Origin of the sequence: Cytobacillus sp. FSL R5-0569, from assembly GCF_038007265.1 — a bacterium.
Taxonomy (GTDB): domain Bacteria; phylum Bacillota; class Bacilli; order Bacillales; family Cytobacillaceae; genus Cytobacillus; species Cytobacillus kochii.
Map to the genome: position 1 here is coordinate 1805201 of NZ_JBBOWW010000001.1, position 14921 is coordinate 1820121.

Here is a 14921-nt window from a genome sequence, read left to right on the forward strand (position 1 = left end):
AGTGCACGTCTTTTTTTTGTTCACTTTCCGATAACAAAAAAGTTAGAGGAAGCAGTTGCAACCTTCTTACCGTCGTCTCTTTCAACGACTGCAGAGAGGACCATCATACGACTTCCTCTATGAGTGATTGTTGCATGACAAGTAAGGTTGTTGCCTTTAATTGCAGCTAAATAATGAATGTTTAATTGTGTAGTCACTGCCACCTTATCTAACGGAGCTGCTTCATTGCTTAGAGTACCCATTGCAGTATCAATGAGTGTAGCAATCATACCTCCGTGAACAATACCAAGCGGATTATAAAGTAAAGGTGTAATAGGGATGGAAATTGTAACAGCATCATCTTCTAACTGTTCTTCTACATTCATAAATGCTTCAATATATGAACGATTAGCCCCATTTTGCTCTCTTTCTAAACTATCCACAATACTATCGATTAACGCTAAATCTTTGTCATTAGTCTCGGCAATAATTTGTGAAAACTTTTGAAGTAAGAAATCTTTCTTTGTCATAATTTGTGAAACTCCTTGTTATATCATTAACTTTAAGCATAACGTTTTCATCCTCATTCCAATAAAATGAAGTTTTGTATATGTGCTTATCTTTATCGTAACAGAAACCTAACCAATAGAAATATAGAAATTTATCACTATTATGGAGGTGCACTCATACAATAAAGTAGGCATTTGTAACGAAAACGAGGTGAATAATAGTGGCACAGAAACAATTGCACCCAACTGTGGAACGGTTTAAGTCTTATGTGAAAAAGAATCCATCAGTACTAAAAGAAGTGAGGTCCGGCAAAAAGTCGATGCAGCAATTGTATGAAGAATGGTACCTATTGGAAGATGATGAGCAAGATGTGCGTGATCAGAAGAGTGATTCTTCCGAAACCACTACTGAAAACAAACAAGATTGGATCAATCAAGTGATGGGAACTGTAAAAAACATGGATGTTAATCAAGTACAAGGTTATATTACAAATATGAGCCAGGCTCTCGGTGCAATTCAAGGGGTGTTATCACAATTTCAAGGAGGAGCTACATCCTCTAAAAGCTCTACTAAATCAAATTCAATTGCTCAAAAGCCAAATCCATTTGCATTTAAAAAAGATTAAAGAAGGTGAAAATCTTTGCGTAAAGATATAAGAGAGTATATTCAACAAAATGAAGAATTAAAAAAGTTCGTTAGAGAACAGCCACAGTGGTATCGAACGTTATCGCGAAACCCAACAGAAATACAGAAATTAGAAGTAGCGTCTTTACATTATCATAAAAAAACAATTCCTCATCATGTAGAAAAGTTTTCTAATGGGGTTCAGATGGCATCTATGATGATGAGCATGTTTCAAGCAATGAACAGTCAATCATAAATGGTCTTCTTCGCTTAGGAAGAAGGCTATTTTTTATGAGTAATTATTATGTAAAAGCAAATAATACATAATAAAAAGGGTTGATGAGCTTGCAGAAAATATATCAATACTTCTCGCTTTGTATTTTATTCATCTTATTAGTAGCTTGCACCAAAGATATTCCAGAGCCAGAAACAAATAGCATACTAGCTCCTGTTAAGGGGCTTGAAATTAGAGAATCTATTCCGGTAACAACGGCAATGGCAAAAGGGCCACAAGATTTCTTCGTCAAGCATTTAGTGGAAGGTAACGATGTATTTATTGAATGTATTGTTGATGGGATAACATTTAGAGAAGATCGACAAGGGGTGAAGGGAAAGTTTATTGTTTATGTTGATGGGGAGAAAACAGAAGAAATCAACCGCGCAGCTTTCAAAATAAAAGGGTTGTCACAAGGGAAACATCATATCAAACTAGAAGTAGTGAGTAGTGATCCCGCGCTTTACTTTTTGACAAAAGAATTTATCGTACAAGTGGAATAATTCTTCTCAGTACTTTAGATTTTAGGTATTCCATGATATGATGAAAAGTGGAGGTGAGCTTCCAGATGCTTGCTACTTTAGAAAGATTAGAGATATTGGACGTAGCCGATGAGATTGTCACGATGATTGTCAAGTCTGAGGAAGCTACTCAATACAAGCAATGCCTCAAGGAGATGCAATCAAATCCTGAAACTCAGGAAAAGATTCGTCAATTTGTTGAAATGAAAGATCTTTATGAGGATGTACAACGATTTGGTAAGTATCATCCTGATTATAAAAGAGTTACGATGTCTATACGTCAGTTAAAGAGAGAAATGGATATGGATCCGTATGTTGCAGCGTATAGGCAATCGGAAACAGAGTTACAGAGTTTGCTTGACGAAATTAGCGTCATTATAAGTCACTCTGTGTCTCAACATATTAAAGTCCCAACAGGTAACCCATTTTTTGATAATGCTTGTTCGGGTGGTTGTGGATCAGGCGGAGCATGTAGCTGTTCTGCTTAACAGTGCGGTCATGACCGCACTGTTTTTTTAAAAAGATAGAGAATGAAAAAATCAATCACATTGTAAAAATAATGAAATATATGCTAGACTAATAACAATCATTTGAACAAAAGGGGAAGTATTATGCTTGGAGAGAGGCAAGGTTTAATTGTTTGGCTTTATTCATTAAAGCAAGCGAAAATGTTACGTCGCTTTGGGAACGTTCATTTTGTATCGAAACGGTTAAAGTACGTAGTTGTTTATTGTAACATGGAGGATATCGACGCTTTAACTGAAAAGATTAGTTCATATTCGTTTGTTAAAAAAGTTGAACCTTCATACAAACCTTTTTTAAAAACTGAATTTGAAAACGCAAAACCAGATAAAGCAAAAGAGTATGATTATAAGATGGGCATTTAACAACTTAAACAAACCTAGGCACATATAGTAAATATAGTGCCTAGGTTTGTTTAAGTTAGTGCAGGTAAATAGTGATTTAACCTGAAAATAGCGATTAAATGTTGAAAATATAAGTCTTTCTCAGAGAAAAGTGTCGAAGGTTTCACATTGAATTGGATGAGTTCTTTATTTAACTCTTTCGCTGTATCCGCAAATAATTGAAAGCGTTTATTAGGTTTGATTGTATGATTTGGCACGCCTTCTCTGCATATATATATAGGTTGGAATTTACCTTCAGCAGGTGGGTTTAATATCACGATAAGTGAACTCATCGCCTTGTCATTTATGGTTGTATGTAAAACCATCATATGTTTAAGGCGGTCATCATTCCTTTTCGCTATCTCTATCAATTCATAAATGTCAGAAAACCCTTCTCCGAGTTCAATAAATCTTTGAATCATATTTGTTCTCCTTTTATGTTTAATCAACACTTCCCTACTTTATCATTTTTTTTTATTGATTAGAAGGATATTCGGTGTTTATATATAATTAGGTACAATTATCTCTTGAATGAGTAGTAAGGGAGCACAAGATGAAAAAGGTCATTTCTATTCTTTTTGTTATCATTATTCTCTGTATATTTTTTAACCAATGGGACCAATTCATAACAGATGAGCAAACTGTCAATGCACAAGAAAGTGCACAAACAAATGTTACCATTCATTCAGATGAAAAATCTGTGCAAGTCTTTCAAACGATTTCTAGTTTATCTGACAAATCCATTTACGAAATAATCGTACCGGAGAAAGCTTCAAATTGGACATGTACATATAATGATAAAGATGAGTGTAAGAGAGTTTGGCGAGCTGAAAATATAATTGAAACTAAAGGTAGTCAGTTACATATTACCTATAGTTTGCCTCTAAATAAAAAGACTAACACTTTGATTCGTGATTGGTTATTTCAATTAAAGGGTGTCACTATAGATCATGTGGAATTAAAAATCATTGAATCTCACCATCGAAATGGAAAGTGGCTGGCTGGTATTCCTTTATCTGGGTTCGTAAAAGAGGATCTAATAGATTATTACTTCTTTTCTGGTAAGACCAACAATCCGGCACTGCTTTGGTATAATGAAGAAATAAACACCGAGCGAAACGAAACGCAGTATTCGTACTATGGTAATCACTATCCTGAGATCAAAGAACTGATACAAAAACATGAAGAAAAGGTAAAAGAAGCAAACTTTTTAAGTATCATTACAACTAATCAGTTGAAAAGTGGTCTATTTGGAGGCATTCTCATTTTACCTAGTGGAGAATTATTAGAAAGAGAATTAGTAGACGCTCTCTATTTCCATTCTATTGAAAGTGAAGAAATAGAATGGTTATTGGATTTGTTAACCTCATTTATTATTGATGAAAATCCTCGGTTTGATTTAAGTATGTATGCTTTTAACGAACTAAAAGAAAAGCTAACTTCAAGTGAGTTGGAACAGCTTGTTGCCAATATTTCCGACTTGGATGAAAGTTTCGTACCAGAAGATATGGATGAGATACTTTATCAAATAACGGGAAAACAAACGAACTTCTTTGCTGAATTATTAAGGAATAAACAACCGGTTTCTTTAGAATTATATACAATGAAAGATTATCATTGGAATAATAAAAAATTAACTGTGAAAGTAATTGAAATTGATGGAATAGAGTGGGTACCTCTACAAAAGACAATGTCATTCCTCGAGTTTGAAACAGAGCGTTTATCTGAAACGGAATGGGCAATCTTTAATGACAAAGATGTTTATCGTCTATATTCAGACCAGTCGATTTTTATAAGAAACGAAGAGGTTTTTGGCTTGTTAGAACATCCACTGAAAAAGATGAATGGAGAGTATTATTTAGAAAAAAAATGGCTCCAGTCTATTTTTCATATAAACTTCAGAGAAGAGGGTAATAAAGTTTATTTTGACATGTAAAAGGAAAGCATATGTGGAATGAGTTCACCGTCGATAAAAATAAAAAAATCCCTGTAGCAAAAACCTACAGGGTCCTTCCAACCATCTAATAGGCAGAAGGTAAAGGGAGAGGAGAAACCGGAGGAAGAACTTATGGGGAAACGTAAGTCTTCTCCGCGGTTGGCAACAACATCGTTTAGATGCTGTTAATTTCATTATCTCCATATAAGACATTGTTATACATTTTTATTCGACATCTCTTGAAATACTTAGGAGAATATGAGTTTGTTTCCTATAAAAAGTATGGTAGGATGATGAAGAAAAATTGAATTTAGAATAAGTGGTGAGTAGTAGTATGCGGGTAGTATCTGGTCAATATAAAGGAATGCAACTTAAAGCCGTTCCTGGCAAATCAACAAGACCAACAACTGATAAAGTAAAAGAAGCAATCTTTAATATGATAGGACCCTATTTTGATGGTGGCATTGCACTTGATTTGTTCGCTGGAAGTGGCGGCCTTGGGATTGAGTCATTAAGTAGAGGTGTAGAAAAAGCGATTTTCGTTGATCGTGATAGCAAAGCAATACATACAGTACATGAAAATTTACGAATTTGTAAAATCGAAGAAGACGTTGAAGTTTATAGAAATGACGCAGAAAGAGCTTTAAAAGCCATTATGAAAAGGGAGTTGCAATTTGATTATATCTTCCTTGATCCACCTTACAAAAAGCAGCAACTCGTTAAATTGTTAGAAATCATTAGTCAACAGAGGTTACTAAAGCAAAGTGGCATTATAATGTGTGAACATAGCTCGGATATACAATTACCCACATTATGCGGGGACTTAGAACAAGTAAAGTATGAAAGCTATGGTATCATTGCTGTTTCCATTTATCGTTATATTGTACCTAATGAATAAATTAGAAAGCAGGGGGAATAAAAATGAGCGGGATTGCCGTATGCCCAGGAAGTTTTGATCCAATTACTTTTGGCCATTTAGATATTATTAAAAGGGGAGCAAAAGTATTTGATGAAATACATGTCGTGCTACTTAATAATTCTTCTAAGAATCCACTCTTTTCTGTTGAAGAAAGAATTCATTTAATTGAAGAAGTGACGAAAGACATTCCTAATGTCAAGGTTGGGACTTTTCAAGGTTTATTAGTGGATTATGCAAAAAGTGTAAATGCAAAAGCAATCATTCGCGGTCTAAGGGCAGTATCTGACTTTGAATATGAGATGCAAATCACATCGATGAATCGCGTATTAAATGATGAGATTGAAACATTCTTTGTTATGACGAATAATCAATATTCCTTCTTGAGCTCAAGTATCGTAAAAGAAGTGGCAAAATATCAAGGAGATATTTCTGACCTCGTTCCAGCTGTGGTACAAGATGCGCTACATAAAAAATTCGCTAAGTAAAATAAAGAGGCAGATCAACTCAGGGAGTGTCTGCCTTTTTTTATACAATCTTTTAGTTTTAAGGTCGTGTACTAATGGGAAAGAAAATGCCTACGATAGTAGATGAAAATATATATAATAAGAGAAAATAAAGTAATGAGAGGTCCAAGTGTTATCATGTAATCATATATGGTAAAGGCTTCGCCTTGAAAAACGGGTATGGCGTTAGATGGTTGCTCAAATGACACACGGTCGTAGAGTAAATGCCAAAAAAGGTAGGCGTAAAAAGCAGCAATAAATGAATGAATAATACGAGCGATGAAAAATGGCTTAAAACGAATATCGGATTGAGCGATAATGCTTGCGACTTGTGATTGAACACTAAATCCACAGAAGGCCAAGATAGCACTGGCGATCATTACTTTTTGTAGCAACGGAACATGATCGACTTGAGCAGTCATCTGATTTCCTTGAGTCAGTTCAAATATGCCAGAAAATAATGCTTTACTAAAATCAGGGGAGATTTGGAAAATAGATAATAATAAACCGAGCCCATGAGCGAAAAAGTCTGTAATGCCGATGTGGAATAATAATTTATTTATGACCGAAAATAAAATAATAAAGCCACCGATCATTAATAAAGTATGAATAGAAGATATTACAGCATCACCAACAAGTTTTCCTAATGGACGCTGTTCTTGTAATCTTGTTTCATGTAAGACATTAAATGCTTCCTTAAATGAAAATTTTCGCGCGGGGGGCGTCGCTATCTTAGTGTTCTTCTTTTCTTCCTTTCGTCCGTAAAACCGCATGATTAAACCTACAGTTAAATTACCAAGATAATGGGCTAAAGCAAGGATAATCCCTAATTTTGTATTATGAAAGAAACCAACAGACACTGCGCCAAAAATAAACAAGGGATTGGAACAGTTAGAGAAGGAAACAAGTCGCTCTGCTTCCAGACGTGATATTTGTTTCTCTTGTCTTAATCTTACAGTGAACTTTGCTCCAGCTGGATAACCAGATGCCATTCCCATGGCTAACACAAAGCCACCTACACCTGGAACTCTGAATAGTGGTCGCATGAGTGGTTCTAATAGTACACCAATAAATTTTACTACACCAAAACCGATTAAAACCTCGGCTATAATAAAAAACGGTAAAAGTGAAGGAAAAACAATCTCCCACCACATTTCGAGGCCCCTTCTCGATGCATCAACGGATTCTTGTGGATATAATATAAGTGAAACGGCGATTAATGATGCCGAAAGTGCAAGCATGAATGTTTTTAACTTTGAACGTGACACGAACGAGCCTCCCTTATGTAATACGGCTGGAACACAATGTAAGCATGTCCTTCTTCTATTGAATATACGACGACAGATGAAAAATTAGACCATTGATTTCAAAATGACATTTACTTACTATTGATGAATCTTCATTTTAAAAAGATTCGAACTTCACAAAAAAAAGTATGGAAATATCTGAAAATGAAATCATTCGTCTGTTAACTAAAGCAACTATTTATACATAAGATAATAAATAGTATTTGGTTGTTTGATATCAATACATTAAAGAAGAAAGACAATCATTTTATGAAAGGGATTGGAGGGAAAGATTTTGGTTCGACCAAAAATAGGTCTTGCTCTCGGATCTGGTGGTGCGCGTGGGTTTGCACATCTTGGTGTAATAAAAGCGCTTGTGGATGAAGATATACCAATTGACATGATTGCAGGGAGCAGTATGGGGGCAATGGTAGGCTGCTTTTACGCTACAGGAATAGATATTGAAACATTATATAAATTTTCCACTGTTTTTAAAAGAAAGTATTATTTAGATTTTACGGTCCCTAGAATGGGATTTGTCGCTGGTAATCGAGTGAAGGAATTCATCCGTGTATTCACACAAGACAAGAAAATAGAAGATTTAAATATTCCTGTTTCTGTAGTCGCAACTGACATCCAGAAGGGAGAAAAGGTTATTTTTCAAGACGGGCCAATAGCAGAAGCTGTTAGAGCAAGTATATCTATTCCTGGTATTTTTGTACCTGAAAAGGTTGAAGGACGGCTACTAGTTGATGGAGGGGTTATTGACCGTGTGCCTGTTTCAGTTGTAAAAGATATGGGCGCAGATATTATTATTGCTGTTGATGTCTCAAGAGTAAATGTTCAGACAGAGATACACTCCATTTATGATGTTATTATGCAGAGCCTAGATATTTTACAAATGGAGAATGTGATTAACCGTGAAATAGCATCCAATGTGATGATTCGACCAAGTGTAGAGATGTATAGTTCAAAAGCTTTTACAAATATAAATGAAATAATTAAGATAGGAGAAGAGGAAGCGCTCAAATATATCGACACAATAAAAGAAATTATCAAAAATTGGAAGGAGCCAAATGAATGAAAAGAAAAATTTGGGCTCGCTCCTTCTTCGTCTTAGCATTACTCGTCCTTGTTACTTCTTTTATACAACTTCCTTATTATGTCTCAAAGCCAGGTATGGCGAAAGAATTAGAACCAATCATTGAAGTTGAGAATGGTGACAGCGCTACAGGTAGTTTCATGCTTACGACTATAAGAATGGGCAAAGCTAATATTTATACTTATTTATGGGCAAAATGGCAAAAATATCAACATATTTATCCTATCGAGGATATTCGAAGAGATGATGAAACAGATAGAGAATATCAGTTAAGGCAATTATACTTAATGGATAACTCCAAGCAGTCAGCCATAGAAGTGGCATATCAACATGCTGGATTAGATGTGAATTACAATTATCAAGGTGTGTATGTACTTAATATTATGGAAGGTATGCCAGCAGAAGGGAAACTTGAAGCATCAGATAGGGTAACAAAAGTAGATGGAAAATCTTTTCAATCTTCGGAGCAATTCATTGATATGGTTTCATCAAAATCGGAAGATGATAGCATATCCCTTACGTTTGAAAGAAATGGGGAACAAAGAGAAACCGATATCGAACTAGAGAAAATTGCTGCGACTGGGAAGGCTGGTGTGGGCATTACTTTAGTGGATGATAAAGAGATATCAGTAGATCCAGAAGTGGCGATTGATACAAGTGAAATTGGAGGTCCATCAGCTGGCTTTATGTTTTCATTAGAAATTTATAATCAGTTAGTTGAGGGAGATTTAACAAAGGGTTATGAAATCGCTGGAACTGGCACAATCTCACCAGATGGCACAGTAGGGCGCATCGGTGGAATAGATCAAAAAATTGTGGCTGCAGATAATGCCGGCGCAGACATTTTCTTTGCACCGAATGAGAATAATAGTAATAAGTCAAACTACAAAGAAGCTGTTAAAACAGCTAAAGATATTGATACTGATATGAAAATCATCCCAATTGACACTTTTGCTGATGCCGTGAAGTACTTAGAAGGGGTAGAAAATAAATCATAGATCCAAGGCCCTGTCGTGTGGGGCATGTAATGTATAAACGGAGAGATTCTGCTCAATCATCAGAATTTCTCCGTTTTTTTTATGAGATTTATTTCTGCTTAGTTATAAGTAACACCAAATTATACAAACTATGTAAATTTATTCGAATTCTATTGCCTAGGTGTACAAGTAGTGTGAAGAATGAAGATGAGAAGGACCTAGCTCGGTCAACTAGAAATAGCCAATCAAAGGAATTTATATGTACATCTGGAGTGGAAAACTTCAAGATAGATAAGCAAAACGGTCTTGCGCGTCCATCCAGAATTAAAATGATAAAGATAGCAGAACAAAAGGGAAAAGTGCGTCTATCCGTAGTGAAAAAAGCCAAGATAGCAGTCACAATCGAATTTCGCGTCCATCCAGATTAAAAAAATGAGAGATAGACGAGCAAAAGCAGTTTTATTCGACCATCTCTCAAATATTGTTTTTCGCAGTAAACATTCGGCACGTATCTATATCATTTGTCATAAATGATTGGTGGTTGGCTAAAGTCAAGTTTTAAAAGCTCCTGCTGTTGTGGAGAATTAGCTGCAAGCGCATATATTCTAGTTGCTTTAAGATCTAGTGCTAATGACTCTCGATTTTTGTCTGAGACCTTAGAAATGAGAGGAAGCTTAAACTCGCCTTTATATTTATTTAAGTAAACCCTTCCTTTTTTGGACATACCAAGGAGGCGAAGGTATGGTGCTTGTTTTAAATGTGACATAGATTGTTTACCTGCATTGATAAGTATATATAAACAAATTCTCTGGATGCGTGTCCAAGTATATCGTTTTGTTTTCACTGCTTCCATAAATGTTTGAAAAGAAGTTGAAGTCTTGCTCGCTTCGATTAAACGGAATTCGATTCCTTCTTCAACCTCATAAATTTCTCTAAGTTGAGCAGGTGACGAACTGAGCAAGCGGTATTGTAGCATAGGCCAATACAGTTCCCAATGATGCAGAACTCCAAACTTTTTATAATACGAATGCAAGGCTTCATATGAGGTTCTCGGCATATATTTAAAAGTTTCTTCTATATTTGCTTCTTGAGAAAATATCTTTTTTCTTATGCTAGTTGCACTTGCTATGGTTGATGAGTTAAAGTCTTCATCATGGTACTCGGCATTCTTTCTTGCGATGGTTGTTGGCTCCATTTTCGCATTTTGTTGCTTTATAGCTTTTATGTATTGGAAGCCAAGAATATTATTTGGTTTAGTTAGGTCCACTATTTCTTCATCGATGGTCAATTGTTGGAAAGCAAGAGATGCAGATTTAGGATAACTATAGCCTTCTTTACTATAATTTCTAATCAGTTGGTTATACTCCTTTTCATGTTGATGTAACTGACGATAAGTTGATAAAAAGGGCTGTATACTACCTTGCTCACTACCAAATGATAAATATTGACACAGAGTGGCATCGAGTATTGAAATGGCTCCATTTGCAAATATATCTGCTTGAGATGTCGCAAATGAAAAAGGAAGTTCAAAAACAAGGTCACAACCACCAGCCAATGCCATTTCAGCCCGTGCCCATTTTGATACGATTGCCGGCTCTCCTCTTTGCAGGAAATTACCACTCATCACACAAATCACCACGTCTGCACCTGTTTCTTTTTTTGCTTGCTCTACTTGATAGGCATGCCCATTATGAAAAGGATTATATTCAACGACAATACCAACAGCTTTCATCTGTTAACCACTCCTTCTTAAATCTTAATTATAAATGAAGAAATAAAATTTCACTAATGCTTACATAAATCGACGATAAAGGTTTGCAAATTGAACAAAATTGGTTACAATACTAAGAGAAAATGAGATAAATGAATCTCTTTTCAATAACCTTCTGACTGTAAAGAAAAAATATTGACAAATAATTATATGAAAGCTATAATTACCTTTGTTGCCTTGGGGTGATTTATATGAAATGGACTTTAAGTCAGTTACAGAAATATCGAAGCAAGGACTTCTCTTTTGATGAAATCGTCAATGTTGATGAAGTAATCAAAATGGATGCTGAAATCAGAGATGCATCACCAATGAGAATTACTGGTCGAGCAGATATTGATTCTGAGAAAGTGATTGTCCATTTTAAAATGGAAGGTCATTTGATTCTCCCTTGTTCTCGCACATTAGTTGACGTTAAATATCCAATTAGTGTGGAAACAATTGAAACATTCCTCTTGAAAGCTAGTGATTATGAAACTGAAGAGGAAGTTCATCAAGTGCAAGGTGATGTAATAGACATGATGCCTATTATACATGAACTGCTTGTGCTTGAGGTCCCTATGCAAGTATTCTGCGATGATAGCGGTGAAGAGGGCGCTCCTCAATCAGGAAAAGATTGGGAGGTCATTTCCGAGCAAGAGAAAACGGAAAAGATTGATCCACGTCTTGCTGGACTTGCTCAGCTACTTAATCAAAAGGATTCTTCTGATTCATAACTGGAAGAAAACAGTGAAAGCTGGTCTTAATAATTTTTTCTTCATAGTGTATGTTCAAAATATAGAGAGGTCTTTTCTACTCTATTTTATTAATAGAAGTTAATCCTCAAGTTTGAACGACTCTAAATCTCTATAAGGAGGTGGGAATAATGGCTGTACCTTTTAGAAGAACATCTAAAACTGCAAAAAGACAACGTCGTACCCATTTTAAATTACAGGTTCCTGGTATGGTAGAATGCCCAAATTGTGGTGAAATGAAACTTTCACACCGCGTTTGTAAAGCTTGTGGAACTTACAAAGGAAAAGAAGTTGTAAACAACTAATTTTTCATATGACAAAACGCTGGAGCAATAAAAGCTTCAGCGTTTTTTCTATTGTCAATTTAGCTGGCAAAAGTAGATAGGTTATGCAGTGGAGTATTCTTGAGCACCCGTAATCACCTATTACGCATCTACAACTTGAGAAAAGGTTCATACTAGAGCGAGAAAGAACTGCATTTCGAAGTGGAATCTTATTAGGCTGAATCAGTAGGAATAATGGATTTAAACCCGTCAAACATAAAAATGATAATGAAAAACCAAGGTATAAGCCCAATGGACCTAAATGCTTTGCAAAACGGATTCCTAATTATTTTAGTTAAATTATACTTTTTAAAGGAGATTTGATGATAATGAGCAGTTATTCAATACATAAAGAAGAAAATTTGCTTGTATTCACGATTACTAGAGAACATAAGAGAAATGCCATTAATTATGAGGTAATGGATGGCCTACTTAAAGTAATTAAAATGACTAAACAAGAAGCAAATATAAAAGGGTTGGTCATCACTGGAGAAGGAGAGAGTGCTTTTTGCTCTGGTGGTGACTTATCCGCTTTTCAAAATTTGATCACTGCAGAAGATGCCTATAACATGCTATCTAAAATGTCAAAGATTTTATATAAGCTCACTACACTCAACAAGCCGACAATTGCCCTTATTAATGGAACTGCAGTAGGTGGTGGTTGTGAACTAGCTACAGCATGTGATTTCCGCATCGCTAAAAAAGGAACGAAAATGGGCTTTATTCAAGGTACTTTAGCCATTACTACAGGTTGGGGCGGAGGTAGCCTATTGTTAGAGAAGTTGGAGAACGAAGTCGCTTTAAAGTTACTGATGGAAGCTAGGCCACTCCCGGCAGAAGACTTGTATAATAAAGGTTTTATTCATGCTATTTATGATCAAGTGAGTATGGAAGTAGTGCAACAATTCTTTGCCAACATTAATAGAATTCATACAAATGTTTTATCTGCCTATAAAGAGATCCTTGTTCGTAAGTGGAAGGTCACACAATTAGAAAAAAGAATGGAAGAAGAAGTTCGCACTTGCTCGACACTTTGGAGTATGGAAAGTCATCATCAAGCGGTAAATAAATTTTTAACAAAAAATAAGTAAATAAAGAAAACGAGTGAATATCCCATGTTTAAGTCTATCTTTTCTAGTATAAGCATAAGATGAAATAAAAACACTACTAGGAGGGGTTAGGGATGTCTTCTACTCGTCAAGATGCGTGGTCACAAGATGAAGATGTTTTGCTAGCTGAAGTCGTTCTTCGCCAGATAAGAGGGGGAGGAACACAACTTCAAGCATTTGAAGAAGTGGGTAAAAAGCTATCAAGAACAGGTGCTGCGTGTGGGTTTCGTTGGAACTCTTATGTAAGAAAGCAATATAAGAAAGCGATAGATGTAGCAAAGAAACAACGGAAAGAATTAAAGAACCGTAAAAAGGACCCAGAACTAACATCATTGGTTGTTGAAGAGGTGGCAAAAGATAAACATGTTTCAACAAGCCACCCGCAATTAAGCTTTAATGAAATTGTAGAGAGCCTTAAATCTGTATTTGAACAAGCGGAAAACGCCAATTCTGCTGAAAAAAACTCATTATCTCAGTATGAGGGGAAAATTATTTCTTTAGAAAAACAAACATTTTATTTAGCTGCTGAAAATGAAAGGTTATTAAAAGAAATACAAACATTGGAGCAGGATTATAAGGCGCTTGTAGAAATAATGGAGAAGGCAAGAAAAATGGTTGTACTAAAAACGGACGATCGCGAAAAGAATGTTCGTGTTTAGTTTCTATCCTACAATTTATTGATACTATTTATACTTAAATTTCCTTATCCATTTTTATTTTAAATTATAAACATAAAAGAGCACTCCATCCTAATGGAGTGCCTATTTATGTTTATTCGTCTTCTTTTAAAGATTCCTTTACCATACCTTCGGGAAACCATAGAACAGGATTTTCCCCTAAATCCCTATCCATATCATATTGGGCTGAAGTGAAGCCCATCTTTTCCCAGAATTCCTTTGACTTAATTCTTGTGTTTGTCTTAATAGGTAGGTTAAAGCTCTTGGCGAAGTTAACAAGTGCTGTTCCATAACCTTTTGATTGATAATCCTTCAATACTTCAAGCTTCCAAAGTTCTAAATAATCATGAGAAGGTTGGAAGTAACGGTCGAATTTAGCTTCTACTTTATAAAGACTCATGCGGGCAACAAGTAGGTCCCCAAAGTAAATGCCATAAAAAGGCGATTGGCTTCCGTTTTCTATTATATTGCCTTCGAGATCCTCGAGCATTGATAATTCTTGAAGACCATATTCTTTAAACTTTTTAAAATCTTCTAAGGTTCTGTAATTTACTTTTAGTCTTTCAACTTTATAGCTCATGATTCATCCCCCTAAAACACCTATGTAATTTATTGAATGCGCTTACTCTATATCATTATATAACAATATTAAGAAAATTTCTTTAGTAAACTGTCATTCTTTTATCATTCAAGACATAAAAATGTATTGTTCAAAAATAAACGTAAGCGTTTTCAATAAAAAAGAAGGAAAAAGAGCGAACCTTGTAGAAATAG

The 14921-nt window shown here is 35.3% G+C and carries 20 protein-coding genes; 15 read left to right on the plus strand and 5 right to left on the minus strand.

What is annotated here, in order from left to right; all coding sequences use genetic code 11:
• Positions 1-20: 20 nt before the first annotated feature.
• Positions 21-509, minus strand: a complete 489-nt coding sequence (locus MKX78_RS09460) for a PaaI family thioesterase (RefSeq protein WP_307314616.1) — start codon at positions 507-509, stop codon at positions 21-23.
• Positions 510-709: 200 nt separating this feature from the next.
• On the opposite strand from MKX78_RS09460, the gene MKX78_RS09465 reads away from it, so the two are divergent.
• The 5 genes from MKX78_RS09465 (at position 710) to MKX78_RS09485 (ending at position 2795) form a co-directional block, all read left to right on the plus strand.
• Positions 710-1114: a YlbD family protein gene (locus tag MKX78_RS09465; RefSeq protein ID WP_095369644.1), complete on the plus strand. Its 405-nt coding sequence runs from the start codon at positions 710-712 to the stop codon at positions 1112-1114.
• Between the two features lie 15 nt (positions 1115-1129).
• A complete protein-coding gene (locus MKX78_RS09470) occupies positions 1130-1369 on the plus strand; it encodes a YlbE-like family protein (protein ID WP_191812444.1) in 240 nt (79 codons plus the stop codon).
• An 89-nt stretch (positions 1370-1458) separates the two neighbouring features.
• Complete coding sequence (locus MKX78_RS09475) at positions 1459-1890, plus strand: hypothetical protein (RefSeq protein WP_095369643.1); 432 nt, start codon at positions 1459-1461, stop codon at positions 1888-1890.
• Between the two features lie 65 nt (positions 1891-1955).
• Positions 1956-2396, plus strand: coding sequence for a YlbF family regulator (locus MKX78_RS09480; protein WP_095369642.1), 441 nt, complete (start codon positions 1956-1958; stop codon positions 2394-2396).
• A gap of 123 nt (positions 2397-2519) precedes the next feature.
• Positions 2520-2795, plus strand: coding sequence for a YlbG family protein (locus MKX78_RS09485; RefSeq protein WP_095369641.1), 276 nt, complete (start codon positions 2520-2522; stop codon positions 2793-2795).
• A 50-nt stretch (positions 2796-2845) separates the two neighbouring features.
• On the opposite strand, the gene MKX78_RS09490 is transcribed toward MKX78_RS09485, so the two are convergent.
• Positions 2846-3235 (minus strand): DUF7147 family protein, encoded by a 390-nt coding sequence (locus tag MKX78_RS09490; protein ID WP_095369640.1) that lies wholly within the window; start codon positions 3233-3235, stop codon positions 2846-2848.
• Between the two features lie 131 nt (positions 3236-3366).
• On the opposite strand from MKX78_RS09490, the gene MKX78_RS09495 reads away from it, so the two are divergent.
• The 3 genes from MKX78_RS09495 to coaD all read left to right on the plus strand — a co-directional run bounded on the left by MKX78_RS09495 (position 3367) and on the right by coaD (position 6153).
• The gene (locus tag MKX78_RS09495) at positions 3367-4749 is read left to right on the plus strand and encodes a hypothetical protein (RefSeq protein WP_322909203.1); all 1383 of its coding nucleotides are present in this window, start codon (positions 3367-3369) and stop codon (positions 4747-4749) included.
• A 334-nt stretch (positions 4750-5083) separates the two neighbouring features.
• On the plus strand, positions 5084-5647 hold the full coding sequence (gene rsmD, locus MKX78_RS09500) for a 16S rRNA (guanine(966)-N(2))-methyltransferase RsmD (protein WP_095369638.1): 564 nt from the start codon (positions 5084-5086) through the stop codon (positions 5645-5647).
• 23 nt (positions 5648-5670) lie between these two features.
• Positions 5671-6153 carry a pantetheine-phosphate adenylyltransferase gene (gene coaD, locus MKX78_RS09505; protein WP_095369637.1) on the plus strand — a complete coding sequence of 161 codons (483 nt, stop codon included), beginning with the start codon at positions 5671-5673 and terminating at the stop codon, positions 6151-6153.
• A 71-nt stretch (positions 6154-6224) separates the two neighbouring features.
• On the opposite strand, the gene ylbJ is transcribed toward coaD, so the two are convergent.
• Entirely contained in the window at positions 6225-7439 is a 1215-nt protein-coding gene (gene ylbJ, locus MKX78_RS09510; RefSeq protein ID WP_341050678.1) for a sporulation integral membrane protein YlbJ, read from the minus strand.
• 313 nt (positions 7440-7752) lie between these two features.
• Between ylbJ and MKX78_RS09515 the strand changes: the two genes are divergently transcribed.
• The 3 genes from MKX78_RS09515 to MKX78_RS09525 all read left to right on the plus strand — a co-directional run bounded on the left by MKX78_RS09515 (position 7753) and on the right by MKX78_RS09525 (position 9964).
• Positions 7753-8541, plus strand: coding sequence for a patatin-like phospholipase family protein (locus MKX78_RS09515; RefSeq protein ID WP_307314603.1), 789 nt, complete (start codon positions 7753-7755; stop codon positions 8539-8541).
• Positions 8538-9557, plus strand: a complete 1020-nt coding sequence (locus tag MKX78_RS09520) for a SepM family pheromone-processing serine protease (protein ID WP_341050682.1) — start codon at positions 8538-8540, stop codon at positions 9555-9557. The genes MKX78_RS09515 and MKX78_RS09520 overlap by 4 nt, the downstream gene beginning before the upstream one ends.
• Before the next feature lie 173 nt (positions 9558-9730).
• Complete coding sequence (locus MKX78_RS09525) at positions 9731-9964, plus strand: hypothetical protein (RefSeq protein ID WP_307314598.1); 234 nt, start codon at positions 9731-9733, stop codon at positions 9962-9964.
• A gap of 89 nt (positions 9965-10053) precedes the next feature.
• Here MKX78_RS09525 and MKX78_RS09530 read toward each other — a convergent pair whose 3' ends face one another.
• Positions 10054-11268: a nucleotidyltransferase gene (locus MKX78_RS09530; RefSeq protein ID WP_307314596.1), complete on the minus strand. Its 1215-nt coding sequence runs from the start codon at positions 11266-11268 to the stop codon at positions 10054-10056.
• 230 nt (positions 11269-11498) lie between these two features.
• Here MKX78_RS09530 and MKX78_RS09535 point away from each other — a divergent pair, with 230 nt between their 5' ends.
• From MKX78_RS09535 to MKX78_RS09550, 4 genes are all read left to right on the plus strand, one after another.
• Complete coding sequence (locus MKX78_RS09535) at positions 11499-12020, plus strand: YceD family protein (RefSeq protein WP_095369632.1); 522 nt, start codon at positions 11499-11501, stop codon at positions 12018-12020.
• Between the two features lie 149 nt (positions 12021-12169).
• Complete coding sequence (gene rpmF, locus MKX78_RS09540; protein WP_095369631.1) at positions 12170-12343, plus strand: 50S ribosomal protein L32; 174 nt, start codon at positions 12170-12172, stop codon at positions 12341-12343.
• Between the two features lie 347 nt (positions 12344-12690).
• Complete coding sequence (locus MKX78_RS09545) at positions 12691-13452, plus strand: enoyl-CoA hydratase/isomerase family protein (protein WP_307314590.1); 762 nt, start codon at positions 12691-12693, stop codon at positions 13450-13452.
• A gap of 92 nt (positions 13453-13544) precedes the next feature.
• Positions 13545-14129: an RsfA family transcriptional regulator gene (locus MKX78_RS09550; RefSeq protein WP_095369629.1), complete on the plus strand. Its 585-nt coding sequence runs from the start codon at positions 13545-13547 to the stop codon at positions 14127-14129.
• Between the two features lie 112 nt (positions 14130-14241).
• On the opposite strand, the gene MKX78_RS09555 is transcribed toward MKX78_RS09550, so the two are convergent.
• Positions 14242-14727, minus strand: a complete 486-nt coding sequence (locus MKX78_RS09555; RefSeq protein WP_095369628.1) for an N-acetyltransferase — start codon at positions 14725-14727, stop codon at positions 14242-14244.
• Between the last annotated feature and the right edge of the window lie 194 nt (positions 14728-14921).